The sequence below is a fragment of the Pantoea sp. Ap-870 genome (assembly GCF_011752515.1).
Lineage (GTDB): Bacteria > Pseudomonadota > Gammaproteobacteria > Enterobacterales > Enterobacteriaceae > Pantoea > Pantoea dispersa.
Window position 1 is genome coordinate 126546 of sequence record NZ_VWXG01000006.1, and the last position, 24156, is coordinate 150701.

A 24156-nucleotide genomic window follows, 5' to 3' on the forward strand; every position below is an offset into this window, starting at 1 on the left:
GGGTTCAGAGCCAGGCCTGCACATAGCAAAACCCCGCACAAGACTACCTCCTCTCCCGCTTACGGGAGAGGGAACCGCTGAGTGCGGGCTCTGGGTTCAGAGCCATGCCTGCACCTCGTTCGCTTGACTCACTCTCCCGCATTAAAAAGGGCCGAACAGCGCACGTTGTTACCCAGGTATCAAACCTGCACATAGCAAAACCCCGCACAAGAATACCCCCTCTCCCGCCTGCGGGAGAGGGCTGGGGTGAGGGGAAAACCGCACCGCGCTTATCGCGCCAATATCAGACAGCGATAAATCTCCGCCATCACCACCTCAAACTCATTAAATACCTGATGATTCCAGAAGCGAATTACGCGCCAGCCGCAGCGCTGTAAATACGCCGTGCGCCGGGCATCGTAAGCCTGATCTTCAGGCGTATTGTGCTGTCCACCATCCAGTTCCACGATCAGCGATTGCTCAACGCAGGCAAAATCAACGATGTACCCTCCAACTGGATGCTGGCGGCGAAACTTCGCGCCACACACATTTCGGTTGCGTAAATAGCGCCATAGTTTTTGCTCCGCTTGCGGCATCGCCTTTCGCAGCGCGCGCTGCGGTTGGACGGTGTGGTTCATCGCTGCTCCTTCGCTCTGGCCACCAGCTTACGCCGCTTTACTCAGCTTCAAAGCAGAGGTGTTGAAATCCTGAATCTGCATTCCAGTGTGATCGCTAGCACGCTAAGCGCTTAATGCGTATGATGAAGCGCCACGAAAACAGGAGCCTGACATGCCCACCGTGCTATCTGCCTGCTGGCGCTATCTGCGCGCCTTTGCCATCGTCTATGCCGCGCTGTATGCCGGCAACGGCCTTGCTGCCCTGCTGCCATTTACCATTCCCGGCAGCATCCTTGGCATGCTGTTGCTGTTTGCCCTGCTGGCGCTGCAGATTATCCCGGTAACGTGGGTGAAACCCGGCTGTCAGCTGTTGATCCGCTACATGGCGCTGCTGTTTGTGCCGATCAGCGTTGGCGTGATGGGCTACACCGATATCCTCAGCGCACAGTTTGGCCCGATTGTCGTCTCCTGCATGGTCAGCACCCTGCTGGTATTACTGATTGTCGGCCTGAGCGCCGAGCGCCTGCAGCGTCCGAAGGAGTCCGGCCATGAGTGACGCCTGGTGGTCACTGCCACTTACCGTAGTGGCGTATCTGCTGGCACGCCGTCTGGCAGCCAGAATCAACCTCTCTATCGTCAATCCGCTGCTGGTAGCCATGGCGATCATTATTCCACTGCTGCTGCTGACGCACCTGCCCTACGCGCGCTATTTCGCCGGCAGCGCGCTGCTTAATCAGCTGCTGCAGCCCGCCGTGGTGGCGCTGGCGCTGCCGCTGTATGAGCAGATGCACCAGATTCGCGCGCGCTGGAAAACCATCATTAGCGTCTGCTTTATCGGCAGCATTACCGCCATGGTGTCCGGCACGGCGATCGCGCTGTGGATGGGGGCGACGCCGGAAATCGCAGCCACCATCCTGCCGAAGTCGGTGACCACGCCCATCGCCATGGCAGTATCGGGCTCGCTACACGGTATTCCGGCCATCAGCGCCATTTGCGTGTTGATTGCTGGCGTGCTGGGCGCGGTGTTTGGTCACATGCTGCTGAATCTGTTTAAAGTGCGCAGCAAGTCATCACGCGGGCTGGCGATTGGCAACGCGTCTCATGCGCTCGGCACAGCGCGCGCCGCGGAGATTGACTATCAGGAAGGCGCCTTCAGTTCACTGGCGCTGGTAATCTGCGGCATCATCACCTCGTTACTGGCGCCTTTCATTTTTCCTTTGCTGATGCGCTTACTGGGGTAAAACTTGCGAGAGATCTCGCAAAGTTGAAACAAGCCAATCAGCTTGCATTGTCATAGCGACATGGATCACATATAAATCTTGAGGCGGCGCTCCGCCGCTGACGAGTTAATGAGGCCATAACATCATGCATGCACGATTCACTTCCGCTTTCTCTGCCCTGCCCGCTGCGCTGCAGAGCGCGCTTCAGCCGCTGCTGGACGCTGCTGATTTTCATGGCGTGCTGCGACCGCAGGAAGTGGCTCAGCTGCAACAGGCAACCGGTCTGGATGATGATGCGCTGGCACTCGCACTGCTGCCGATTGCCGCCTGTTGTGCCGTGGCACCGGTTTCGCACTTTAACGTGGGCGCTATTGCGCGCGGCATCAGTGGCCACTGGTATTTCGGTGCCAACATGGAGTTTTTACATGCGCCGCTGCAGCAAACGGTCCACGCCGAGCAGAGCGCAGTCACGCATGCCTGGCTGCGGGGCGAAGCGCAGCTGGCGACCATTACCGTCAACTACACGCCGTGCGGGCACTGCCGCCAGTTTATGAATGAACTGAATAGCGGTACGGCGATTCGCATCAGCCTGCCGGGCCGCGCGGTCAGCACGCTGGCCGACTATTTACCGGATGCCTTTGGCCCGGCCGATCTCAATATCAGCGAACGGCTGCTGACGCCGGTCGACCACGGTTTCCTGCCGCAGGGCGATGCGCTGCAGCAGGCCGCGATTGATGCCGCCAGCCGCAGCCATGCACCTTATAGCCAGAGTTATAGCGGCGTGGCGTTGCAGAGCCGCAGCGGCCAGATTTACCCCGGGCGCTATGCCGAAAATGCCGCCTTTAACCCGAGCCTGCCGCCATTACAGGCCGCGCTGATTCTGATGAACATGCACAACGAAGCGCTGGAAGAGATTCAGCAGGCAGTGCTGGCAGAAAGCGCCGACGCCACGCTGAGCCAGTTTGATGCCACCCGCACCACCCTCGCCGCGCTCGGCTGCAGCAATTTCTCAGTTACTTTAGTTTCGAAACCAACAGTTTAGTGATCCTTTTACCGCTTTTGTGACCTTCTATTAACAAAAGCTGTACATCTGCAGGAATTTTCATAGGATCGGGCGCCAGAACTTCACAATAAACGGGTCTGGCGTTACCTTCTTGCTGGCGACACGTCAGAAAACACTGCAACCGGAGCAAACACTGCATGGAACTCGAGTACGAAAGTAAACGTCCGCTGTATATTCCTTACGCGGGTCCGATCCTGCTGGAATTTCCGCTGTTGAACAAAGGCAGCGCCTTCTCGCTGGAAGAACGTAACGAATTTAACCTCAATGGCCTGCTGCCAGACGCCGTGGAAACCATCGAAGAGCAGGCCGAGCGCGCCTGGCGTCAGTTCCTGGACTTCAAAAACAATAACGACAAGCACGTCTACCTGCGCAACATCCAGGACACCAACGAAACGCTATTCTATCGCCTGCTGGACAACCACCTGGAAGAGATGATGCCGATCATCTACACCCCAACGGTTGGCGCGGCTTGCGAACACTTCTCAGAAATCTACCGTCGCGCACGCGGGGTGTTTATCTCCTATAACAACCGCGACCGCATTGAAGACATGCTGCAAAACGCCACCAAGCAGAATGTCAAAGTTATCGTGGTCACCGACGGCGAGCGTATTCTCGGCCTCGGCGACCTGGGCATTGGCGGCATGGGCATTCCTATCGGCAAGTTGTCGCTTTATACCGCGTGCGGCGGTATCAGCCCGGCCTACACCCTGCCGGTGGTGCTGGATGTCGGCACCAATAATCAGCAACTGCTGAACGATCCGCTCTACATGGGCTGGCGCCATCCGCGCATCACCGGCGAAGAGTACGAAGCCTTCGTTGATGAATTCATTCAGGCGGTGAAGCGCCGCTGGCCAAACGTGCTGCTGCAGTTTGAAGATTTCGCGCAGAAAAACGCCATGCCGCTGCTGGAGCGTTACCGCGATGAGATCTGCTGCTTCAATGATGATATTCAGGGCACGGCCGCTGTCACGGTAGGCACGCTGATCGCCGCCAGCCGCGCCGCAGGCAGCCGTCTGTGCGAGCAGAAAGTGGTGTTCCTCGGTGCCGGTTCCGCCGGCTGCGGTATCGCCGAGCAGATCGTCGCACAGATGAAATCCGAAGGCCTGAGCGATGATGAAGCGCGCGCGCGCGTGATGATGGTAGACCGTTTCGGCCTGCTCACTGACAAATTGCCTAACCTGCTCGATTTCCAGAGCAAGCTGGTGCAGAAGAGCGACAATCTGAAAGACTGGGACGTCACCAGCGATTCGATTTCACTGCTCGACGTGGTGCGCAATGCCCAGCCGGATATCCTGATCGGCGTTTCCGGCCAGCCGGGACTGTTCACCGAAGAGATCATTCGCGAGATGCACAAGCACTGCAAACGCCCGATCGTGATGCCGCTCTCGAACCCGACCTCACGCGTGGAAGCGACCCCGGCTGATATCATCGCCTGGACCGACGGTGACGCGCTGGTCGCCACCGGCAGCCCGTTTGCACCTGTCACCTGGAAAGGCAAAACCTACCCGATTGCCCAGTGCAACAATTCCTATATCTTCCCGGGTATCGGTCTCGGCGTGATCGCTGCCGGCGCCACCCGCGTAACGGACTCGATGCTGATGACCGCCAGCCGCGCGCTGGCTGACTGCTCACCGCTGGTTAACGACGGTGAAGGTCCGGTGCTGCCTGAGATTAAGGACATCCAGGGCGTCTCCAAAGTGATCGCCATGGAAGTGGGCAAAGCGGCGCAGCTGGCGGGCGTGGCGGTGGTTACCTCCGAGGACGTGCTGTCGAAAGCCATCAACAACAACTTCTGGCTGCCGCAGTATCGTCACTACCGCCGTACCTCGATTTAATTGCAGACCGACGCTGCCGCACGCTTCAGGTGCGGCAGCGCTTAAAAAAACGCCAGCCGACCGGCGCGAACTTGCTTAGCCGTGCCGCCTCAAGTAGCCTTGACCCATCTGAATTTTCGTCAACCGAGTGCCCGTGCGCATACTTAAACGCGTTTTCTTTGCTCTGTTTATCATCATCTTACTGGTGATGGCGACCGCGCTCGGCCTCGATCGCTGGATTAGCTGGCGAACCGCGCCGTTTATTTATGAAGATGTCGCTTCGCTGCCGCATCGTCAGGTCGGCGTGGTGCTGGGCACCGCCAAGTATTACCGCACCGGCGTCATCAATCAGTATTACCTGTATCGCATTCAGGGCGCGCTCAACGCTTACAACAGCGGCAAGGTGAATTATCTGCTGCTGAGCGGCGATAATGCGCTGCAGAGCTACAACGAGCCGATGACCATGCGACGCGATTTAATCAAAGCCGGCGTCGATCCCTCGGACATCGTGCTGGATTATGCCGGTTTCCGTACGCTGGATTCGATTGTGCGCACGCGCAAAGTCTTCGACACCAACGACTTCATCATCATTACCCAGCGCTTCCACTGTGAACGCGCACTGTATATCGCCCAGCATCTGGGCATTCAGGCGCAGTGCTACGCCGTGCCGTCACCGAAGAATATGCTGTCGGTGCGGTTCCGCGAGGTGGGTGCGCGTCTCGGTGCGCTGGCGGATCTCTATCTGATGAAGCGCGAGCCGCGTTTCCTTGGCCCGCTGGTGCCGATTCCGGCGGTGCATGAAGTGCCGGAAGATGCGCAGAGCTACCCGGCAGTTACACCGGAACAGTTGCTCGAGCTGGAAGAGAAGCTGCGGAAATAGCAGAAGCGAAACAAATAAAAAAGGGCCGCGTTGCCGCAGCCCTGATGGTTGACCTTGTTCTCTGCTATTTCTTACGCGCGTATTTCAGCGAATCAAGCGCCACGGCGAAGATGATGATGCCGCCCTTGATGATGTACTGCCAGTACGGGTTCACGCCGATGTAGGTCAGACCGTAGTTGATGACGGTGAAGATGATTACACCGGTCACCACACCCGCGACGGTACCTACCCCGCCAGCGAACGACACGCCGCCCACCACGCAGGCTGCAATCGCATCCAGCTCATACATAAAGCCGAGGTTGTTGGTGGCGCTGCCGATACGGCCCGCTTCCAGCATCCCGCCGAAGGCATAGAACACACCAGACAGCGCATACACCAGGATCAGGTTAAGCGGAACGTTAACGCCAGAGACTTTCGCCGCTTCCGGGTTACCGCCGATAGCAAAAATGTTTTTACCGAAGCGGGTTTTATTCCACAGGATCCAGACGAACACGATGGCGATAATCGCATAGAAGGTGATGAACGACAGCTTGAAGTCGCCGAAGCGCAGGAAGCCCTGGGCAAACTTCGAGAAGCCAGCGTCAAATCCGGCAATCGGTGAAGCGCCCACGAAGTCGTAGTACAGCGAGTTGATGCCGTAAACGATGATCATGGTGCCCAGCGTGGTGATAAACGGCGTCACCTTCAGGTAAGCGATGATCACGCCGTTAACCAGACCAATCACGCCACCGATGATGCACACGGTCAGAATCACCAGCGGAATCGGCACGGTTTCCAGATGCGGGAACACCTTGTTGGCGTTATCCATCGACTGCAGCAGCGTTGCCGCCACCACCGCCGCCAGACCCACCTGGCGCCCTGCCGACAGGTCGGTGCCCTGAGTCACGATCAGACCGGCTACGCCGAGGGCGATAATAATACGGACCGATGACTGAGTCAGAATGTTACTCAGGTTCATCAGGCTTAAAAAGGTCGGATCCTGGAAAATAATAATCGCCAGCAGTACCAACAGGACAACATAAATGCCGCCCTCTTTTAACCAGGTTAGCGCATTCTTTTTAGTAGTCGCTTTCATGTTAAAGCCCTTGCTTCATTAAAGGTGTAATGACGCTAAACGCAGGATTTCATTCTGCGAGGTCGTTTTAGTATCGACAATGCCCGCTACCTGACCATTACTCATTACCAAAATACGGTCGGTAATGCCCAGCAGCTCTGGCATTTCAGAAGAGATAATAATGATGCCCTTTTCTTTTTTCGCCAGCTCCGAGATCAGCTGATAAATCTCGAATTTAGCGCCGACGTCAATACCGCGCGTCGGTTCATCAAGCATCAGTATTTCCGGCTGCGTCAATAACCAGCGACCAATAATGACTTTTTGCTGGTTACCGCCGGAGAGCGATCCAATTTGGGTATGATGGCCGGGCGTTTTCACCCGCATGGCATCAATGACCCACTGGGTATCGCTTTTCATGCGTTTATTATCCAGCAGACCCATACTGGATTTATATTTCTTGATATTGGAAATGAGCGAGTTAAAACCAATATCCAGGTAGGCATAAATCCCGGTGGAACGCCGCTCTTCCGTCACCAGCGCAAAACCATGGTTGATGGCCTCGTTGGCGCTGTGGTTATTAATCGCTTTGCCGTGCAGTTTAATGGTGCCGCCCGACTTCTCACGGATACCAAATAAGGTTTCCACAATGTCAGTACGCTTGGCGCCCACCAGACCGGCAATCCCGAGAATCTCGCCTTTGTGCAGGTCAAACGAGATATCACGGATCGATGGCTGGCGCAGCGAGGTCAGATTGCGCACCTCAAGAATCACTTCACCCGGCACGTTAGTTTTGTCCGGGAAGCGCTGGTTGAGTGAACGGCCGACCATCATGGCGATGATCTTGTCCATGTCCAGCCCTTCCAGCGGCTGAGTGGCAATCCACTGGCCGTCACGCAGAATGGTGATCTCATCGCACAGCTGGAAAATCTCTTCCATTTTATGCGAAATATAAACAATACCGCAGCCGCGATCTTTCAGCTTACGGATAATGGTGAACAGGTGGTTAACTTCTTTTTCGGTCAGCGATGACGTGGGCTCATCCATAATGACGATTTTCGCGTCATAGGAAAACGCCTTGGCGATTTCAATCATCTGCATTTGCGATACCGAAAGCGTCGCGACTTTATCGCGCGGATCGATATCAATATCTAATTCATCAAAGATCGCTTTGGTATCACGATACATTTTATCCTGATCGACAAACGGACCTTTGCGCGGATAGCGCCCCAGCCACATGTTGTCCATCACGTTGCGCTGCAGCACCAGATTTAATTCCTGATGCACCATTGAAACGCCATTTTCCAGCGCCTCTTTGGAGGATTTGTAATCTATTTCCTCACCCTGAAACAGGATGCTCCCCGTATCCTTTTTATAAATCCCAAACAGGCATTTTAATAAAGTGGATTTACCGGCGCCGTTTTCACCCATTAAGGCATGGACGGAGTGCGGCCGCACTTTTAAATTCACATTATCTAAGGCTTTCACCCCTGGAAATGATTTCGAGACATTCGTCATCTCCAGCAGATATTCTCGCTGTGTGGTCGGATTCTCACTGGCCATAATTTACCTGGCTAAAAAAAGCGTTGGTCAGATGCAATAAGGCGCGGCAGAAAAGCCGCGCCCGGGACGAATTACTTCACAAACTGCGACAGGTTTTCTTTATCAACCGGTACGTACGGTACACGTACTACTTTGCCATCCATCTTGAAGTTGGTACCTGCGGTTGGCTCTTTGCCATTGGCCAGGTTGTTAGCAATGTCCAGCGTGGCTTTCGCCTGGTTTTCCGCATCGTTCAGCACGGTACCGGCCATCGCACCGGATTTCACCAGCGCCAGCGCTTCTGGCAGGGCGTCTACACCAAATACCGGAATGCTGGTTTTGTTGTGCGCCTTCAGCGCTTCAACCGCACCCATCGCCATCGCATCGTTGTTCGCGATGATCACTTCAATTTTGTTGGCGTTCGGGCCAGACAGCCAGGCGTCAACTTTGTCTTTCGCCTGCGCGGTATCCCACATTGCGGTATCCATCGCTAGCTGCTGGGTTTTGATGCCGTCTTTGTTCAGGGTTTCGATGACGTATTTGGTACGCGCTTCAGCGTCCGGATGGCCCGGTTCACCTTTCAGCAGCACGAACTGAATCTGACCATCTTTGTTCAGATCCCAGGCTGGCGTGGCTTTCCAGTGTTTCTCGATCAGCTCACCCTGCTTGATGCCGGACTCTTTGGAGTCGGTACCGACATAGTAAGCTTTGTCGTAGCTGGCCAGCACTTTCGCGTTAGGCTCTTTGTTGAAGAACACCACCGGCACGTCGTTCGAGCGCGCTTTGTCGATCACCACTGCCGCAGCAGCCGGATCCACCAGGTTGATAGCCAGCGCTTTCACGCCTTTCGCCATCAGCACGTCAATCTGGTCGTTCTGTTTGGATTGGTCGTTCTGTGAGTCGTTCATCAGCAGCTGAATGCCGCCAACGGCTTTCGCCTCTTTTTCGATGTCTTTGCGCACCATCGACATGAAGTTGTCGTCATATTTATAAATTGTCACGCCAATGCGGGTATCGGCGGCGTGCGCAGTTGCACCAAACATCATGCTGGCAACCAGTGCTGTGAGCGTGAAAACCTTCTTATTCATGGTATCTCCGGTTTTTTTATGCAGGGTATTTCATCGCGCCGTATTGCCTGCGGGCAGACAGCGCAGTCGGTTGAAACGCTATTTTTTATGGGGCAGGCGCTGCTACCAAGCCGGACCACCATCGCTATCCTGACTTCCCTGTAGGTAAACGCTTCCTGAAGTGTGTTGTGAACCATTTCAATCGGCTACTGAAACCAGACCGGGGAAGGAAAGCCCGGCGTTACATAATGTTTCAGTCCGGTAAGACGCTGCCATCATAGTGAGCGCCATGTTAATTAACTGTGAATACAATCACAGATTGGAAACGGTTACACGGCGCTATCGCCTGAATTAGTGACCGACTCCACAATTTGCCGCTGCGCCACCGAATGGCGCCGCACCAGCGTAGGCATGAAGCAGTGCGCGGCGTGCGGATCGAGCGTGCCTGCTGCGCCCTGCAGGGCCAGCTCAGTCGCCAGTTTCGCCATAGAAACAATGGGATAGCGCACCGTGGTCAGTTGCGGGTCGGTGTAACGGGAAATGGGGATGTCATCGAAGCCGATGACAGAGAAATGCTGCGGCACCTGAATACCGTTATCTTTCAGCGCGGTGAGCGCACCGGCCGCCATGCCATCGTTATAGGAGAACACCGCAGTGAGGTGCAGATTGCGCCCCAGCAGTTCCACCATCGCGGCTTCACCGCCCTGCATGTCCGGTTCGGCATGCGCAATCCAGCCCTCCGGCGGGCGGATGCCCTGCTCCGCCAGCGCCTGCAGCCAGCCGTCGCGGCGCTGCGCCACGTCCTCAATCGGATGGCTGGAGCTGAGGTAACCAATGCGCTGATGGCCCTGCTGTAACAGCATGCGCGTCGCTACCTGCGCCCCGGTGACATTATCAAGGCAGACGCAGCGGTGCTCGTAACCGGGAATAGTACGATTAATCAATACCATACCGGGAACCTGGTCCATAAACCGGGCCAGCTCCGCGTCTGTAAGCGTTTTCGCGTGTACCACCAGCGCGTTGCAGCGCTGGCGGATCAGCACCTCAATGGCATGGCGCTCTTTCTCTTCCTGATGCCACGAATTGCTGATGAGCACATGCTTGTGCATGCGCTGCGCCACGGTATCCACCGCTTTAACCAGCGCACCAAAGAAGGGATCGGAAACGTCCATGACCACCACGCCGATGGTATCACTCACCTGGGTAGCCAGCGCCTGCGCGTTGGCATTCGGCCGGTAGCCGAGCGATTCAACCGCCTGCAGCACGGCTTCGCGGGTATCAGAGGTGACTGCACTGCTGTTATTGAGCACCCGCGACACGGTGGCAACGGAAACCCCGGCCTGACGGGCGACATCACGAATCGTTATCATGCAGTTGTTCCACAGAGGAGAAAATGCGCGACTGGCGCGTAACGGCGCTATTCTGTCAGGGCATCGGAAACAGCTGCGTGAATTACGTCACACGGATGAAAACGGTTACATACAATTATGCAACCTTTGTGATGAACATCATTATCTGCCGGCGGACGCGTTATCCACTTTTCCGGCGGCGAGCTGCGTCAGCCGGCGCCAGACCCACTCCATCGGTCCCTGCGGGAAGACGCGCAGCCACAGCACGGAGAACAGAATATTGACCAGCCAGATAGCCGGTACAAAAGCCAGTAGTTGCAGGCGGTCAAATTTGAGGAACAGATCGAAGCGGTAGAACAGCGTGGTGCAGATTAGCGTCTGCAGCAGATAATTGCTCAGCGCCATGCGTCCGACGCACTGAATGGCGTAACTGATCCGCGTGGCGGCGATGGCCGGCCAGTAACCGAGACAGAGTGCAGCGTAGCCAAGGCTGATAAACGGACTGGCAAGATCGCGTGGCACCTGCAGGAAAAAGCCGCTCCAGCGAAATTCCCACTGTAGCAGCCATTGTGCCAGCACGCCGGGTATGGCAATCAGCCAGCCGATGGTGAGCAACAGCGCCGCCGCGCGTCGGTAGTGTTGCAGACTAAACTGGCCGCTCAGCCAGCCGCTGCGCATCAACGCGGCACCGATCAGCATCAGCCCGGCCAGCTGCCAGCCATACTGCGAAGCCAGCGCCATCAGGCCGGATGACAGGTGTTCGAGGCGATTCTGCACCGCTTCCCAGCCGCCGACCAGTTTCCAGTAGCTCTCATACTCCAGATCTGCCGCGCCCGGCAGCCACGAACGCGTCGGCTGCGGACTGGAGATGACGCCAAACACCAGCAGCACGGCACAGCCCACCAGATAGAGCAGCACGCCGGTATGTAATAGCGCCCGCTCCGACGGCACTTCACGCAGCATGCGCCAGACAATCAACCCAATCAGGCCATAATCCAGCAGGATGTCGCCTTCCCACAGGAACACCGCGTGGATGAACCCGATGAAGACCAGCAGCGTTAAGCGCGAGGAGATCCAGCGACTGCCGCGCGGCACTTGCAGTGCCAGCCCGGCACCAAACAGCAGCGCAAACAGCGTCAGGAATTTTAGCTGTGCCAGGCCATCCATGATTGCCCAGGTCCAGGCATCAGAAACGGAGGCTTCACCCTGCCAGGCCGGATTGAGATAGGCCGCCGAGGGCAGACCAAAGCCGACGATATTCAGCAGCAATATGCCGAGAATGGCGCAACCACGAATGAAATCCAGCGCGAGATAGCGTTGCATCGAGTGCCCTGACGATGAGAGGAACACGGGCGACAACGACGCCGCCCGTGCTGCTTAGCTGTGGCGTACCGCGCGCAGGAACTCCTGACGCGTGTTCTGGCTCGATTTGAACAATCCGCCGAGTGAAGTGGTGGTGGTCGCGCTGGTCGCATCTTTGACGCCGCGCGCTTTCACGCAGTAGTGCACCGCATCGATCGACACCGCCACGTTATTGGTGCCCAGCAGGGTTTGCAGCGCCACCAGCACCTGCTGGGTCAAACGCTCCTGCACCTGCGGACGCTGGGCGAAGAACTGTACGATACGGTTGATCTTCGACAGGCCAATTACCTTGTCTTTAGGGATATAGGCCACGGTGGCTTTGCCGTCGATGATCACGAAGTGGTGTTCACAGGTGCTGGTCAGGGTGATATCACGCACGGTGACCATTTCGTCCACCTTCATCTTGTTTTCGATGACGGTGATTTTCGGAAAGTTGGCGTAATCCAGACCTGAAAATATTTCGTCGACATACATCTTGGCGATGCGGTGCGGCGTCTCCATCAGGCTGTCGTCTTCCAGGTCCAGATTCAGCAGCTGCATAATCTGGGTCATGTGGCCGGCGATCTCGCGCTTGCGTGACGCGTCGTCCATGTCGCGCACCGGGGCGCGTAATGGCGTTTCCAGGCCACGCGCCAGCAGTGCTTCGTGAACCAGGGCGGCTTCCTGACTTAAGGTGCTCATCGTACTCTTCTCCGGCAGGTGATGCGCCCGCAGGTCTGCGCCTGCGGGGGAAATTCTGAGCGCGTATTGTGAAACACAACGCGCGCTTAATCCAGCAATCAATCCGATTGGAAATGAAAGCGTTTCAGGTGGGCGATCGCCGCATCACCAGCGCCCCCGCCAGCAGCAACCCGCCTCCGGCCACCCACAGCGCCGGATCGAGCCGGTGCCACAGCAGGCTGGAAATCCAGGACAGCAGCGGCCCACCGAGCTGTCCGATGGCATAACCGGTCGTGAGCAGGCCGGCGAGATAGCGCGCGTGGTGCGGTGCCAGCTCCCGGCTGTACTGCAGCGACAGCTGCACCACGCAGAGAAAGCCGCCGCCAATCAGCAGCGCCGCCAGCAGCAGACCGTTAATGCCCGGCAGTACGATGGCGGCGATCACGCCCAGCGCCTGCGCCCACAGCACCAGCGCCAGCCGCCGATGGCTGCTGCCCCAGTGGCGCGTCACGATTCCCAGCACGATGCCGATCACCGCCGCGCCGCCAAACACCGGCCAGACAAACTGCGCAAAAGCGCTATCAGGGAAGCGCGCCGCCGCCATTTGCGACAGGAAGGTGGCGGGCAGAATATAGCCAAAGCCGGCGAGGCTGTAGCTGAGGATCAGACGCTTCAGATCACGCGTCAGCAGCAGCGGTGCGGCGGCCTGTTGCGGGCGATGCAGCTGTCCGCTGCGCGGCAGGAAGCGCGCAATCGCGGCAATCAGCAGCAGCGCCAGCACACCGTACGCCGCCCAGGCAAACGCCGCGCTCACGCCGCTGGCGTGCAGCAGTACCGCCAGCATGCCGCTGATGAAGATGCCGGTGCCGGGACCGGCAAATACCGCTGCCGACAGGCCCGGCCGGCCGTGATGCAGCAGTTGCTCATTGCTCCATGCTGCCACCAGCACCATTGCCCAGCCGCTGGCGACGCCGATCAGGAAACGCACCACCGCGTGCAGCCACGGCCCGCTGATACAGGCGGACAGCAGCGTCAGCGCGACAGCACCCCAGACGCCCAGCTGCAGCCGCCACTCCACGTGCCGCTGCGCGCGCATCGCGTCAAACGATCCGGCCAGATAACCGAGATAGTTCAGCGCCGCGACCAGGCTGGCGCTGGCGAGCGTGAGCTGACCGTCGTGAATCATCAGCGGCACCTGCGGGGTAAACGCAAATCGCCCAATCCCCATTGCAACCACTAAACTTAAAAACGCGCTAAGCGCGACTCGCCACGCCATTCTGACTCCGGATCGATTGGATTATCACTTGTCAGCAGCATGCATGACGTTTAGACTCACGAAAAGTGAATAATATTAACCAAGTTGTTTACGAGAAGAGAATATGGATTTAGTACAGCTCCGCATGTTCTGTTCCGTGGCCGAAACCGGCTCACTGGCGCGCGCTGCCGAAATGCTGCATCGCGTGCCGTCTAATCTCACCACGCGACTGCGACAGCTGGAAGAAGAAATCGGCGTCGATCTGTTTATTCGTGAGAAGCAGCGCATTCGTTTGTCGCCGATGGGCCACAATTTCCTCAATTATGCGCAGCGCATTCTGGCGTTGAGCGACGAGGCGCTGAACATGGCGCGCGCCGGTGAACCCGGTGGTAACTTTGCCTTCGGTTCGATGGAGAGCACCGCCGCCACTCGCCTGCCGGGATTGCTGGCCGCCTATCATCAGCGCTTCCCCAACGTCGCGCTGTCGCTGGTGACCGGCACCTCAGGCGATATCATCGATAAAGTGCGTGCCGGCACGCTGGCGGCGGCGCTGGTGGACGGTCCGGCCAGTCATGACGATCTGAATGGCTGCATCGCCTTTCGTGAAGAGATGGTGCTAATCACCAGCCTCGAACACGCGCCGATTCACAGCGCCCGCGATACGCAGGGCGATACGCTGTTTGCCTTTGGCAACAGCTGCTCGTACCGCACCCGGCTGGAGTCCTGGTATCGCGACAGCCAGAGCGCACCGCACAGCGTTATGGAGATTCAGTCTTATCACGCCATGGTCGCCTGCGTAGCCGGTGGCGGCGGCGTGGCGATGATTCCCGCCTCGGTGCTGGCGCAGATGCCGGCCCGCGCGCGCGTGCAGCAGCACAGCCTGCCGCCGACCTGGCGCGACACGGCCACCTGGCTGATGTGGCGCCGCGACGCCTTTACGCCCAACGTTGAGGCGCTGAAGTATCTGATTATTGAAATGTTTGATGACCGCCCGCTCAACGATGAACTGCTGCATCCGCTGCAGGCCGCTGAGTAAGCGTTATTTTTTATCCAATCACGACATCACAGGAAGAGGGATTGTATGAACATGATTAAAACCCGCGCGGCCGTGGCCTGGGCTGCTGGCGAACCGCTAAAGATTGAAGAAGTGGATCTGATGCCGCCACAGAAAGGGGAAGTGCTGGTGCGCATCGTTGCCACCGGCGTGTGCCATACCGATGCTTACACCCTGTCAGGTAAAGATCCGGAAGGCGTATTCCCGGCGATTCTCGGTCACGAAGGTGGCGGCGTGGTTGAAGCGGTGGGCGAAGGCGTTACCAGCGTGGCGGTCGGCGATCACGTGATCCCGCTGTACACGCCAGAGTGCGGCAAGTGTAAATTCTGTCTCTCCGGCAAAACCAACCTGTGTCAGGCAATCCGCACCACGCAGGGCAAAGGGCTGATGCCCGACGGCACCACCCGCTTCTTCAAAGACGGCAAGCCAATCTTCCATTACATGGGCACCTCGACCTTCTCTGAGTACACCGTTGTACCGGAAATCTCCCTGGCGAAAATCAGCAAAGAAGCGCCGCTGGAAGAAGTGTGCCTACTCGGCTGTGGCGTGACCACCGGCATGGGCGCGGTGATGAATACCGCCAAAGTGAAAGAAGGCGACACCGTGGCGATTTTCGGCCTCGGCGGTATTGGCCTGTCGGCGATCATTGGGGCGAAAATGGCCAAGGCCGGTCGCATCATCGGTATTGATATCAATACCAGCAAGTTTGACCTGGCGCGCAAACTGGGCGCAACCGACCTGGTTAATCCGAAAGATTTTGCTAAGCCAATTCAGGAGGTTATCGTTGAGATGACCGACGGCGGCGTGGACTTCTCGTTTGAGTGTATCGGTAACGTCAACGTGATGCGTTCCGCGCTGGAGTGCTGCCATAAAGGCTGGGGCGAATCAGTGATTATCGGCGTTGCCGGTGCCGGCGAAGAGATTTCTACCCGGCCGTTCCAGCTGGTTACCGGTCGCGTATGGCGCGGGTCGGCGTTTGGCGGCGTGAAAGGACGTACTCAGCTGCCGGGCATCGTGCAGGATTACCTCGACGGTAAGTTTGCGCTGAATGATTTCATCACCCACACCATGCCGCTGGAAGAGATCAACGAGGCATTTGAGCTGATGCATGAAGGCAAATCGATCCGTTCCGTGGTGCATTTTAATAAATAAGCAGGAGGCGACATGGCATCCACTCTGGAGCTGCTGGAAGAACACCGTATTTTTGGCGGCTGGCAGCAGCGCTGGCGTCATCAGTCCGCCGTGCTCAACTGCCCGATGACGTTCAGCATTTTTCTGCCACCGCCGCGCGACGACGCGCCACCGCCGGTGGTGTGGTTTCTCGCCGGGCTGACCTGCAACGATGAGAACTTCACCACCAAAGCCGGTGCGCAGCGCGTGGCGGCCGAACTCGGTCTGGTGCTGATTATGCCGGACACCAGCCCGCGCGGCGATGCAGTGGCCAATGACAGCGGGTACGATCTGGGCCAGGGTGCCGGGTTTTATCTCAACGCCACGCAGCAACCGTGGGCGGCACATTATCGCATGTACGATTATCTCAGCGAGGAGCTGCCGGCGCTGGTGGCGGATAACTTCAAGCTGAGCGATCGCCAGTCGGTAATGGGGCATTCGATGGGCGGCCACGGCGCGCTGGTGCTGGCGCTGCGCCTCGGCGGGCGCTTTGCGTCGGCGTCCGCGTTTGCGCCAATCGTCAACCCGACCGAAGTGCCGTGGGGACAGAAAGCCTTTGCCGCCTATCTGGGCGACGATCGCCAGACGTGGCGCGAGTGGGATAGCTGCCTGCTGATGCAGAACGCTGAACATCGCCTGCCAGTGCTGATCGATCAGGGCGATAGCGATCAGTTCCTCGCCGATCAGCTACGCCCGGAGCGGCTGGAAGCAGTGGCGCGCGAGCAGAACTTCCCGCTGGAGCTGCGTATCCAGCCGGGGTATGACCACAGCTACTTCTTTATCGCCAGCTTCGTGGAGGACCATCTGCGGTTCCACGCGCGGCATTTACTGGCGTAGTGCACTTCTCTGCCCCTCTGATGCTGAGGGGCAGAACGTGTCTGGCGTCAGGCCAGTGATTCCGCCACCAGCCCATCAATCATTACCTGCGGCATGCCCTGTGAGCAGTGCTCAATGCGGCCGCGCACGCCATACACCTGCGCCAGCGTCTCCGGCGTAATCACCTGCGACGGCACACCGTCGGCCAGTAATTGCCCCTGCTTCAGCATCAGCGCGTAATCGGCATGACGCAGCGCGATATTGATGTCATGCACCACCACCACCGTCACCATATTGCGCAGCCGGGTTTCGCGCCGCACCAAATCCATTACATGGAACTGATAATTCAAATCCAGCGCGCTGAGCGGCTCATCCAGCAGCAGCAGTTCCGGACGGCGAATCAGCGACTGCGCCAGCCCGACCAGCTGCTTCTGGCCACCGGACAGCTGATCGAGGTAGCGCATCGCCAGATGGGCAATGCCCAGCTGCTCCAGCAGGTGCATGATCTCCGCTTCACTGGCCGCACTGTGTAATCCGCCGGAGGCACGCTGCGCCACGATGATCGACTCCAGCACGTGCAGATGCACACCGGCTGGCAGCGTCTGCGGCAGATAGACCACGCGCTGCGCGCGCCGGGCAAACGGCTGGCTCATCAGCTCTTCACCGTTGAGCCACAGCTCGCCCTGCCCTTTGCTCAGACCGGCCAGCGCGCGCAGCAGCGTCGATTTGCCGCAGCCGTTGGGCCCCAGCAGCACGGTGATTTTGCCGCGTGGCAGTTGCGTGACATTGAGATCGTCGATGACGTTCCGCTTCGGGTAACCGGCGTAAAAGTGGCTAACGCGTAAGCCCTGCTCCATCACACCGTCCCCCGATGCCGCAGAATAATGCTGAGAAAGAACGGCACGCCCACCAGCGAGGTGACGATGCCGACCGGAATGATGACGCCGGGAATGAGGTTTTTCGAGGCCACCGACGCCAGTGACAGCACCAGCGCGCCGGTCAGCGCACTGGCCGGCAGATAGTAGCGGTGATCTTCACCAAACATCATGCGCGCAATGTGCGGCGCGACCAGGCCGATAAAGCCGATCGGGCCGACGAATGCCACCGCCAGCGCCGAGAGAATGCTGATGCGCAACAGCGTCGCCAGCCGCAGACGCCGCACATCAATGCCGAAGCTCACCGCGCGATCTTCACCAAGGCGCAGCGCCGTGAGTTTCCAGCTGCTGAGCATGGAGAACGGCAGCAGGATGGCAAAGGCGGCGCTCAGCACGCCCAGTTTTTCCCATGAGGCACGCGCCAGACTGCCCATGGTCCAGAACACCAGGCCCTGCAGCGTATCTTCGCTGGCGATGAACTGCATCATCGAAACCAGGGCGTTAAAGGTGAACACCAGCGCGATGCCAAACAGCACCACGCCGGAGGTTGAGACTTTGGTCCAGCGCGTGATGCCATCCAGCATCAGCGCGGCAAACAAGGCGAAGACAAAGGCATTTGCTGAAATCAGCCACTGGTCCGGCACACCGGGAATACCGATGCCGAGAATGATCGCCAGCGCGGCACCAAACGCCGCTGCCGACGAGACGCCGAGCGTAAACGGGCTGGCCAGCGGGTTATTGAGGATGGTTTGCATTTCTGCACCGGCCAGGCCGAGTGAAAAGCCGACCACCACCGCCATTAGCGCATACGGCAGACGGATGTCCCAGACGATCACGCGCGTGCCGGCGTCCACCGCTGCGGGATGGAGCAGCGTTTGCCACAGCGTGTCGAGAGTCAGGCCGGCCGGGCCAAGGGTGAAATCGAGGATAACTGAAGCGAGGATCGCCAGCACCAGCACACCAATCAGCAGCAGTCGCTGACGCAGAACCTGACGATAACGGGTCAGGGTATCGGCTTCGGTGCCATGTTCCGCCACCAGCGCGGAGTCCGTACTACGCATTGTTCTACCTGTTTCCTGTCGCCTTATAACGGCTGCCACAATAGAGCAGGTGATAATAATTATCAATGCTGTCTCTGTAACAAAGCCCGAATGGTTTGCACCAGGTTTGCATAGCGTAATAGATCGCAAAAAAACGCGGCCGGGGCCGCGTTGTCAGGCATTACTGCCTGTTTGCCAGCGCAATAAATTGCGCCGCTACAGAGGGTTGCACCGATTTGTAGCGGCACGATGCATCGCGCAAAAACGCCACCAGGCCGCGTTGTCAGGCATTACTGCCTGTTTGCCAGCGCAATAAATTGCGCCGCTACAGAGGGTTGCACCGGTTTGTAGCGGCGCGATTCATCGCGCAAAACCGCCTCCAGGCCGCGTTGTCAGGCATTACTGCTTAAAGGATGGGAATTCCATCTCGCTGTATTTCACGAAGCGGGTGCCGCGCGTCAGCTTATAGCCCAGCCAGATCACCAGGAACAGCGGAATGCCGATATAGGTTGCGGCTACGCCGTACCAGTCGATGCGATCGGCGAGAAATGCCTGATAATTCTGCCCCAGCGTAATGATCAGACACAGCGCGAACGCAAACATCGGACCCAGCGGGAAGAAGCCGGAGCGGTAAGGCAGATCGGCCAGATTCAGCCCCTGTGCCACATAGCCGCGGCGGAAGCGATAATGGCTGATAGCAATGCCGAGCCAGGCGATAAAGCCAGTCATCCCTGACGTATTCAGCAGCCACAGGTACACTTCCTGATTGCCAAATTTCGAGGTCAGGAAGCACAGCGCTGCCACCACCGTGGTCGCCAGCAGGGCATTGCGCGGTACGCCGCCTTTCGACAGTTTCGCAAAAATGCGCGGTGCCTTGCCTTCCTGCGCCAGGTTAAACAGCATGCGCGTTGAGGCGTACATGCCGGAGTTACCCGCCGACAGCACCGCCGTCAGGATCACCGCGTTCATCACCGCCGCCGCGGACAGCAGACCGGCATTCTGGAACACCAGCGTGAACGGGCTGACGCTGATATCAGTGACATCGTTATGCAACAGCTGCGGATCGGTATACGGCAGAATCAGGCTGATGATCAGGATCGCGAACACATAGAACAGCAGAATACGCCAGAACACCTGGCGCACCGCGCGCGGGATATTCTTCGCCGGGTCTTCTGATTCACCGGCGGCAATCCCGATCAGTTCGGTGCCCTGGAAGGAGAAGCCGACAATCATCGCCACGCCAATCATCGCCGCAAACCCGCCGGCAAACGGCGCATCTCCCACCGTCCAGTTGTGCCAGCCAGCATTTTCTGCGCCGCGCAGGATGCCGGTAATCATCAGCACACCGACCACAATAAAAATGATAACGGTGGCGACTTTGATCAGTGAGAACCAGTATTCCGCCTCGCCGAAGCCTTTGACCGAAATATAGTTGAGCAGGAACATCAGACCGAGGAACAGCGCGCTCCAGATCCAGCCCGGCGTGTCCGGGAACCAGTAGTTCATCACCAGCTGTGAGGCGACGAGGTCAACAGCGATGGTCACCGCCCAGTTGTACCAGTAGTTCCAGCCCAGCGCGAAGCCAAAGCCCTCTTCGACATATTTGGCGCCGTAGGTGGCAAAGGAACCGGAGACCGGCATAAACGCCGCCAGTTCGCCGAGGCTGGTCATCAGGAAGTAGACCATCAGGCCGATCAGCGCGTAGGAGAGTAACGCACCGCCAGGACCCGCCTGAGAGATAGTGGCACCCGACGCGACAAACAGGCCGGTGCCGATAGAACCGCCAATGGCGATCATGGTGAGATGGCGCGCTTTTAATTCACGGCGCAGCCCAGGTTGTTGTGTTGTTTTTGAGTCATTATGCATGTGTAAACGCTATGCTGGATAAAAATAAGGCGCGATTGTAGCAGCAAAGCCTGCACTGTATAGCATTCGCCTCGGGTTATTAGTTACCTTCATAATCGGCCGGGAATTATTAGCCACAGCACAGGGCAGACAGCAGCTATTCCCGGCAATAGGCGAGGAAGCGGCTCAGCGCTTTCGACAGATGTTTCTGCCGGTGATGGATGCGATACAGGGTGCGCGTCAGGCGCGGCAGGGGCACCGGCACTTCCGTCAGCGTGCCCGCCTCCAGCAGATCGGTAATCACCCGGCGCGATAAGCAGCTGATGCCCATGCCGTGGCGCACCGCGTGTTTAATTGCCTCCGAATTGCCTAACTCCATCCCCAGCTGAAACTGCGGCAGGTGCGACAGCAGCAGGTAATCGACAATCTCACGCGTACCGGAACCGCGCTCGCGCAGGATCCACGGCGCAGCGGCCAGCGTCTCCAGCGTCACTGGCTGCTGTAACAGCGGCGCATCCGGCGCGGCGAACACCACCAGTTCATCTTCCAGCCACGGTTCGCTGATGATATCCGGCTCATGGCACGGCCCTTCAATCAGGCCGATATCGACGCGAAAATCGGCCACCGCATTGATGGCGTCCTGGCTGTTGCCAACGCTCAGCTCCAGCGGCAGCGTGGGAAAATCGCGGCGATACGCGGCAATCATCCCCGGCAGCAGATAGTTGCCGATGGTGCTGCTGGCAAACAGGCGAATCGCTCCGTTGTCCTCTTTAAACAGCTGTTCGATCTCAATCGCCTGCTCCAGCAGCCCGACCGCACGCGGATAGAGCAGCCGGCCGTGCTCGTTGAGCACCAGCCGTTTGCCGACGCGATCAAACAGCTGCACGCCGAGCTGACTTTCCAGATCGGCCAGGGCCGCGCTGACCGCCGACTGCGACAGCGCCAGCACCTGCGAGGCCTGAGTAGTTGAGCCGCTTTTCAGCACCTCGGTAAACACTTCAATCTGACGCAGCGTAATGTGCATGCGTGCTCCTTACATGGCGTACCGCTTCACCAGATAGATCACCACCGCCAGCCAGATCAGCAGCATCAGAATCAGGCCGCTCCAGCTGACGATCTTTTTGCCGCGCGCCCGCTGCACCTCGGCGCGTTCGGCGCTGCTGATGCGCACGTCGCGCGGCAGCAGACGCAGCAGGATCATCACGCCGAGCGGGATGATAATCGCGTCATCCAGCAGGCCAATAATCGGGATGAAGTCCGGAATCAGATCGATGGGGCTGAGCGCATAAGCGACGATGCCAAACGCCAGCAGCTTAAACCACCACGGCGTACGCGGATCGCGACAGGCAAACCACAGCGTCAGCACGTCCCGTTTGATGAGCTTCGCCCAGCGGCGCAAGCGCATGAACATTGTTGCCCTTCCTTATCACTTATTCCGGTTGATTATAAATATATTATCAATTTCACTTTTAAGCCAGCCAGGCGCACGCTAAAGCCTCACTGAGGAGAAGCGTATTATGGCTGAACTAAGCGTCAACAAAACCCCTTTTCATGTTCATCGCTGGCTGCCGGGACTGCTGCTGACCGCCGCCATCGCCGCAGGTGCCGCGTGGCTGGCCAGTCAGCCGTGGCTGGCTGGCGCGGGATTCGGCGCGCTGACGCTGGCCATCATTATCGGCATCGTGCTGGGTAATAGCCTGTATCCCCGCGTTGCGACCCCGTGCGACAGTGGGGTGCTGCTGGCCAAACAGCGACTGCTGCGCCTCGGCATCATTCTTTACGGCTTCCGCATCACCGTGCAGCAGATCGCCGATGTCGGCGTCAGCGGCGTGCTGATTGATGTGCTGGTGCTGAGCTCAACCTTTCTGATCACCTGCCTGATCGGCATCCGTTTACTGAAAATGGATCGCGAAACCGTGTGGCTGATTGGTGCCGGCAGCAGCATTTGCGGTGCGGCAGCGGTGCTGGCAAGTGAACCGGTGATCAAAGCCGCACCGTCGAAAGTGGCGGTCGCGGTGGCCACCGTGGTGCTGTTTGGCACCGTCGGCATTGTGCTGTACCCGTTTCTCTGGACGCTGCTGCCGCAGGTCAGCGCGCAGCACTTTGGCGTCTTTACCGGCTCGACGCTACACGAAGTGGCGCAGGTGGTGGCGGCTGGCCATGCGATGGGCGCGGAAACGGAGAACACGGCGGTGATCGCCAAGATGCTGCGGGTGATGATGCTGGCACCGTTTCTGCTGATCCTCGGCAGCTGGCTGCAGCGCCAGCGCAGCCACCAGCGTCAGGCACAGCAGCCGATCCGCTTTCCGTGGTTTGCCCTGCTGTTTATTGTGGTGGCGCTGTTTAACTCGCTGCATCTGCTGCCACCGCCGATGGTAGCGGGACTGAATCAGCTGGCGAATCTGCTGCTGGCGATGGCGATGGCGGCGCTGGGCTTAACCACCCGTTTTGGCGCGCTGAAGCAGGCGGGCGTCAAACCGCTGCTGCTTGGTCTGCTAATGTTTATCTGGCTGATTCTCGGCGGCGGCGCACTGAATGTGCTGGTGCAACATTTCATGGCGTAAGCGCATCCGCTATCATGGGCGTTTTGCATCAGCAATCGCCCATTCAGGAGAGCGGCATGAAATATATCGGCGCACACGTAAGCGCATCCGGCGGCGTAGACCAGGCAGTGATCCGTGCCCATGAAATCGAAGCCACAGCCTTTGCGCTGTTCACTAAAAATCAGCGCCAGTGGAAAGCCGCGCCGCTCTCTGCGCAGGTGATCGACGCCTTTAAAACCGCCTGCGATCAATACAACTTTAGCGCCGCGCAAATCCTGCCGCACGACAGTTATCTGATTAACCTCGGCCACCCGGTGATGGACGCGCTGGAGAAATCGCGCGAGGCGTTTATCGATGAGATGCAGCGCGCCGAACAGCTTGGTCTGACGCTGCTCAACTTCCATCCCGGCAGCCACCTGCAGCAGATTGATGAAGATGCCTGCCTTAAGCGCATCGCCGAGTCGATCAACATTGCGCTGGATAAAACCCACAACGTGGTAGCGGTGATTGAGAATACCGCCGGCCAGGGCAGCAACCTCGGTTTCCGCTTTGAACACCTCGCGGCGATTATTGACCACGTCGAGGATAAATCGCGCGTCGGCGTATGCATCGACACCTGCCACGCCTTCGCTGGCGGATATGATTTACGCAGCGAAGCTGCCTGTGAAGCCACCTTTGCCGAGTTTGAGCGCGTGGTGGGCTTTCAGTATCTGCGCGGTATGCACCTGAACGATGCCAAAAGCACGCTCGGCAGCCGCGTGGATCGCCATCACAGCCTCGGCGAGGGCAACATTGGCAAGACCGCGTTTAGCTGGCTGATGAAGGATGCGCGTTTTGACGGTATCCCGATGATTCTCGAAACCATCAATCCGGATATCTGGAAGGATGAAATTGCCTGGCTGAAGGCCGAGCAGCAGGCGTAACGGGTTTCACCGGGGCCTGTCGTCAATAAAA

23 protein-coding genes are annotated in these 24156 nt (G+C 58.2%); 10 read left to right on the forward strand and 13 right to left on the reverse strand.

Going from position 1 to position 24156, the window contains the following annotated elements; genetic code table 11:
- Nucleotides 1–269: 269 nt before the first annotated feature.
- Nucleotides 270–617 (reverse strand): endonuclease domain-containing protein, encoded by a 348-nt coding sequence (locus F3J41_RS15695; protein WP_021509290.1) that lies wholly within the window; start codon nt 615–617, stop codon nt 270–272.
- 151 nt (nt 618–768) lie between these two features.
- Here F3J41_RS15695 and F3J41_RS15700 point away from each other — a divergent pair, with 151 nt between their 5' ends.
- From F3J41_RS15700 to sanA, 5 genes are all read left to right on the forward strand, one after another.
- Entirely contained in the window at nt 769–1152 is a 384-nt protein-coding gene (locus tag F3J41_RS15700; protein WP_021509289.1) for a CidA/LrgA family protein, read from the forward strand.
- The gene (locus tag F3J41_RS15705; RefSeq protein ID WP_021509288.1) at nt 1145–1837 is read left to right on the forward strand and encodes a CidB/LrgB family autolysis modulator; all 693 of its coding nucleotides are present in this window, start codon (nt 1145–1147) and stop codon (nt 1835–1837) included. The genes F3J41_RS15700 and F3J41_RS15705 overlap by 8 nt, the downstream gene beginning before the upstream one ends.
- Before the next feature lie 124 nt (nt 1838–1961).
- Nucleotides 1962–2858 (forward strand): cytidine deaminase, encoded by an 897-nt coding sequence (gene cdd, locus F3J41_RS15710; RefSeq protein WP_166711725.1) that lies wholly within the window; start codon nt 1962–1964, stop codon nt 2856–2858.
- A gap of 158 nt (nt 2859–3016) precedes the next feature.
- The gene (locus tag F3J41_RS15715) at nt 3017–4714 is read left to right on the forward strand and encodes an NAD-dependent malic enzyme (protein WP_058757262.1); all 1698 of its coding nucleotides are present in this window, start codon (nt 3017–3019) and stop codon (nt 4712–4714) included.
- A 139-nt stretch (nt 4715–4853) separates the two neighbouring features.
- The gene (gene sanA, locus F3J41_RS15720; protein ID WP_031280053.1) at nt 4854–5573 is read left to right on the forward strand and encodes an outer membrane permeability protein SanA; all 720 of its coding nucleotides are present in this window, start codon (nt 4854–4856) and stop codon (nt 5571–5573) included.
- Between the two features lie 64 nt (nt 5574–5637).
- Here the strand turns inward: sanA and mglC are convergent, their stop codons facing one another.
- From mglC to F3J41_RS15755, 7 genes are all read right to left on the reverse strand, one after another.
- A complete protein-coding gene (gene mglC, locus F3J41_RS15725; protein WP_021509284.1) occupies nt 5638–6648 on the reverse strand; it encodes a galactose/methyl galactoside ABC transporter permease MglC in 1011 nt (336 codons plus the stop codon).
- Nucleotides 6649–6666: 18 nt separating this feature from the next.
- Nucleotides 6667–8187 (reverse strand): galactose/methyl galactoside ABC transporter ATP-binding protein MglA, encoded by a 1521-nt coding sequence (gene mglA / locus F3J41_RS15730; protein ID WP_021509283.1) that lies wholly within the window; start codon nt 8185–8187, stop codon nt 6667–6669.
- A gap of 71 nt (nt 8188–8258) precedes the next feature.
- A complete protein-coding gene (mglB, locus tag F3J41_RS15735; protein ID WP_021509282.1) occupies nt 8259–9254 on the reverse strand; it encodes a galactose/glucose ABC transporter substrate-binding protein MglB in 996 nt (331 codons plus the stop codon).
- A 308-nt stretch (nt 9255–9562) separates the two neighbouring features.
- Nucleotides 9563–10603, reverse strand: coding sequence for an HTH-type transcriptional regulator GalS (gene galS, locus F3J41_RS15740; protein ID WP_021509281.1), 1041 nt, complete (start codon nt 10601–10603; stop codon nt 9563–9565).
- 141 nt (nt 10604–10744) lie between these two features.
- Nucleotides 10745–11905: a DUF418 domain-containing protein YeiB gene (gene yeiB / locus F3J41_RS15745; protein WP_166711727.1), complete on the reverse strand. Its 1161-nt coding sequence runs from the start codon at nt 11903–11905 to the stop codon at nt 10745–10747.
- 54 nt (nt 11906–11959) lie between these two features.
- Nucleotides 11960–12625 carry a GTP cyclohydrolase I FolE gene (folE, locus tag F3J41_RS15750; protein WP_021509279.1) on the reverse strand — a complete coding sequence of 222 codons (666 nt, stop codon included), beginning with the start codon at nt 12623–12625 and terminating at the stop codon, nt 11960–11962.
- 124 nt (nt 12626–12749) lie between these two features.
- On the reverse strand, nt 12750–13880 hold the full coding sequence (locus F3J41_RS15755; protein WP_166711729.1) for a YbfB/YjiJ family MFS transporter: 1131 nt from the start codon (nt 13878–13880) through the stop codon (nt 12750–12752).
- Nucleotides 13881–13983: 103 nt separating this feature from the next.
- Between F3J41_RS15755 and F3J41_RS15760 the strand changes: the two genes are divergently transcribed.
- Genes F3J41_RS15760 through fghA form a run of 3 tightly spaced genes read left to right on the forward strand, consistent with a single transcriptional unit; the run spans nt 13984 to nt 16920 of the window.
- Nucleotides 13984–14895 (forward strand): LysR family transcriptional regulator, encoded by a 912-nt coding sequence (locus F3J41_RS15760; RefSeq protein ID WP_058757258.1) that lies wholly within the window; start codon nt 13984–13986, stop codon nt 14893–14895.
- A gap of 45 nt (nt 14896–14940) precedes the next feature.
- Complete coding sequence (locus tag F3J41_RS15765) at nt 14941–16065, forward strand: S-(hydroxymethyl)glutathione dehydrogenase/class III alcohol dehydrogenase (protein ID WP_021509276.1); 1125 nt, start codon at nt 14941–14943, stop codon at nt 16063–16065.
- A 12-nt stretch (nt 16066–16077) separates the two neighbouring features.
- Nucleotides 16078–16920, forward strand: coding sequence for an S-formylglutathione hydrolase (fghA, locus tag F3J41_RS15770; RefSeq protein ID WP_166711731.1), 843 nt, complete (start codon nt 16078–16080; stop codon nt 16918–16920).
- Nucleotides 16921–16967: 47 nt separating this feature from the next.
- Here fghA and F3J41_RS15775 read toward each other — a convergent pair whose 3' ends face one another.
- From F3J41_RS15775 to F3J41_RS15795, 5 genes are all read right to left on the reverse strand, one after another.
- Nucleotides 16968–17756, reverse strand: a complete 789-nt coding sequence (locus tag F3J41_RS15775) for an ABC transporter ATP-binding protein (RefSeq protein ID WP_166711733.1) — start codon at nt 17754–17756, stop codon at nt 16968–16970.
- On the reverse strand, nt 17756–18835 hold the full coding sequence (locus F3J41_RS15780; protein ID WP_058757255.1) for an iron ABC transporter permease: 1080 nt from the start codon (nt 18833–18835) through the stop codon (nt 17756–17758). The genes F3J41_RS15775 and F3J41_RS15780 overlap by 1 nt, the downstream gene beginning before the upstream one ends.
- A 378-nt stretch (nt 18836–19213) precedes the next feature.
- The gene (locus F3J41_RS15785; protein ID WP_021509272.1) at nt 19214–20680 is read right to left on the reverse strand and encodes an amino acid permease; all 1467 of its coding nucleotides are present in this window, start codon (nt 20678–20680) and stop codon (nt 19214–19216) included.
- Nucleotides 20681–20816: 136 nt separating this feature from the next.
- Nucleotides 20817–21683, reverse strand: coding sequence for a DNA-binding transcriptional regulator YeiE (gene yieE, locus F3J41_RS15790; RefSeq protein ID WP_058775786.1), 867 nt, complete (start codon nt 21681–21683; stop codon nt 20817–20819).
- A gap of 9 nt (nt 21684–21692) precedes the next feature.
- Nucleotides 21693–22070: a YkvA family protein gene (locus F3J41_RS15795; RefSeq protein WP_058757253.1), complete on the reverse strand. Its 378-nt coding sequence runs from the start codon at nt 22068–22070 to the stop codon at nt 21693–21695.
- 106 nt (nt 22071–22176) lie between these two features.
- Between F3J41_RS15795 and F3J41_RS15800 the strand changes: the two genes are divergently transcribed.
- Together F3J41_RS15800 and nfo are read left to right on the forward strand one after the other, a co-directional pair.
- Nucleotides 22177–23223 carry a YeiH family putative sulfate export transporter gene (locus F3J41_RS15800; protein ID WP_166711735.1) on the forward strand — a complete coding sequence of 349 codons (1047 nt, stop codon included), beginning with the start codon at nt 22177–22179 and terminating at the stop codon, nt 23221–23223.
- Nucleotides 23224–23279: 56 nt separating this feature from the next.
- The gene (nfo, locus tag F3J41_RS15805) at nt 23280–24125 is read left to right on the forward strand and encodes a deoxyribonuclease IV (RefSeq protein WP_058775787.1); all 846 of its coding nucleotides are present in this window, start codon (nt 23280–23282) and stop codon (nt 24123–24125) included.
- Nucleotides 24126–24156 lie beyond the last annotated feature (31 nt).

What these genes read in the sequence shown, in the direction of transcription:
- mglB (WP_021509282.1), bottom strand. Translation starts at nt 9,254, where the DNA reads ATGAATAAGAAGGTTTTCACGCTCACAGCACTGGTTGCCAGCATGATG.
- nfo (WP_058775787.1), top strand. Translation starts at nt 23,280, where the DNA reads ATGAAATATATCGGCGCACACGTAAGCGCATCCGGCGGCGTAGACCAG.
- galS (WP_021509281.1), bottom strand. Translation starts at nt 10,603, where the DNA reads ATGATAACGATTCGTGATGTCGCCCGTCAGGCCGGGGTTTCCGTTGCC.
- F3J41_RS15760 (WP_058757258.1), top strand. Translation starts at nt 13,984, where the DNA reads ATGGATTTAGTACAGCTCCGCATGTTCTGTTCCGTGGCCGAAACCGGC.
- F3J41_RS15780 (WP_058757255.1), bottom strand. Translation starts at nt 18,835, where the DNA reads ATGCGTAGTACGGACTCCGCGCTGGTGGCGGAACATGGCACCGAAGCC.
- fghA (WP_166711731.1), top strand. Translation starts at nt 16,078, where the DNA reads ATGGCATCCACTCTGGAGCTGCTGGAAGAACACCGTATTTTTGGCGGC.
- F3J41_RS15775 (WP_166711733.1), bottom strand. Translation starts at nt 17,756, where the DNA reads ATGGAGCAGGGCTTACGCGTTAGCCACTTTTACGCCGGTTACCCGAAG.
- F3J41_RS15795 (WP_058757253.1), bottom strand. Translation starts at nt 22,070, where the DNA reads ATGTTCATGCGCTTGCGCCGCTGGGCGAAGCTCATCAAACGGGACGTG.
- F3J41_RS15800 (WP_166711735.1), top strand. Translation starts at nt 22,177, where the DNA reads ATGGCTGAACTAAGCGTCAACAAAACCCCTTTTCATGTTCATCGCTGG.
- F3J41_RS15705 (WP_021509288.1), top strand. Translation starts at nt 1,145, where the DNA reads ATGAGTGACGCCTGGTGGTCACTGCCACTTACCGTAGTGGCGTATCTG.
- F3J41_RS15700 (WP_021509289.1), top strand. Translation starts at nt 769, where the DNA reads ATGCCCACCGTGCTATCTGCCTGCTGGCGCTATCTGCGCGCCTTTGCC.
- yieE (WP_058775786.1), bottom strand. Translation starts at nt 21,683, where the DNA reads ATGCACATTACGCTGCGTCAGATTGAAGTGTTTACCGAGGTGCTGAAA.
- F3J41_RS15765 (WP_021509276.1), top strand. Translation starts at nt 14,941, where the DNA reads ATGAACATGATTAAAACCCGCGCGGCCGTGGCCTGGGCTGCTGGCGAA.
- cdd (WP_166711725.1), top strand. Translation starts at nt 1,962, where the DNA reads ATGCATGCACGATTCACTTCCGCTTTCTCTGCCCTGCCCGCTGCGCTG.
- mglC (WP_021509284.1), bottom strand. Translation starts at nt 6,648, where the DNA reads ATGAAAGCGACTACTAAAAAGAATGCGCTAACCTGGTTAAAAGAGGGC.
- F3J41_RS15785 (WP_021509272.1), bottom strand. Translation starts at nt 20,680, where the DNA reads ATGCATAATGACTCAAAAACAACACAACAACCTGGGCTGCGCCGTGAA.
- yeiB (WP_166711727.1), bottom strand. Translation starts at nt 11,905, where the DNA reads ATGCAACGCTATCTCGCGCTGGATTTCATTCGTGGTTGCGCCATTCTC.
- mglA (WP_021509283.1), bottom strand. Translation starts at nt 8,187, where the DNA reads ATGGCCAGTGAGAATCCGACCACACAGCGAGAATATCTGCTGGAGATG.
- F3J41_RS15715 (WP_058757262.1), top strand. Translation starts at nt 3,017, where the DNA reads ATGGAACTCGAGTACGAAAGTAAACGTCCGCTGTATATTCCTTACGCG.
- folE (WP_021509279.1), bottom strand. Translation starts at nt 12,625, where the DNA reads ATGAGCACCTTAAGTCAGGAAGCCGCCCTGGTTCACGAAGCACTGCTG.
- F3J41_RS15755 (WP_166711729.1), bottom strand. Translation starts at nt 13,880, where the DNA reads ATGGCGTGGCGAGTCGCGCTTAGCGCGTTTTTAAGTTTAGTGGTTGCA.
- F3J41_RS15695 (WP_021509290.1), bottom strand. Translation starts at nt 617, where the DNA reads ATGAACCACACCGTCCAACCGCAGCGCGCGCTGCGAAAGGCGATGCCG.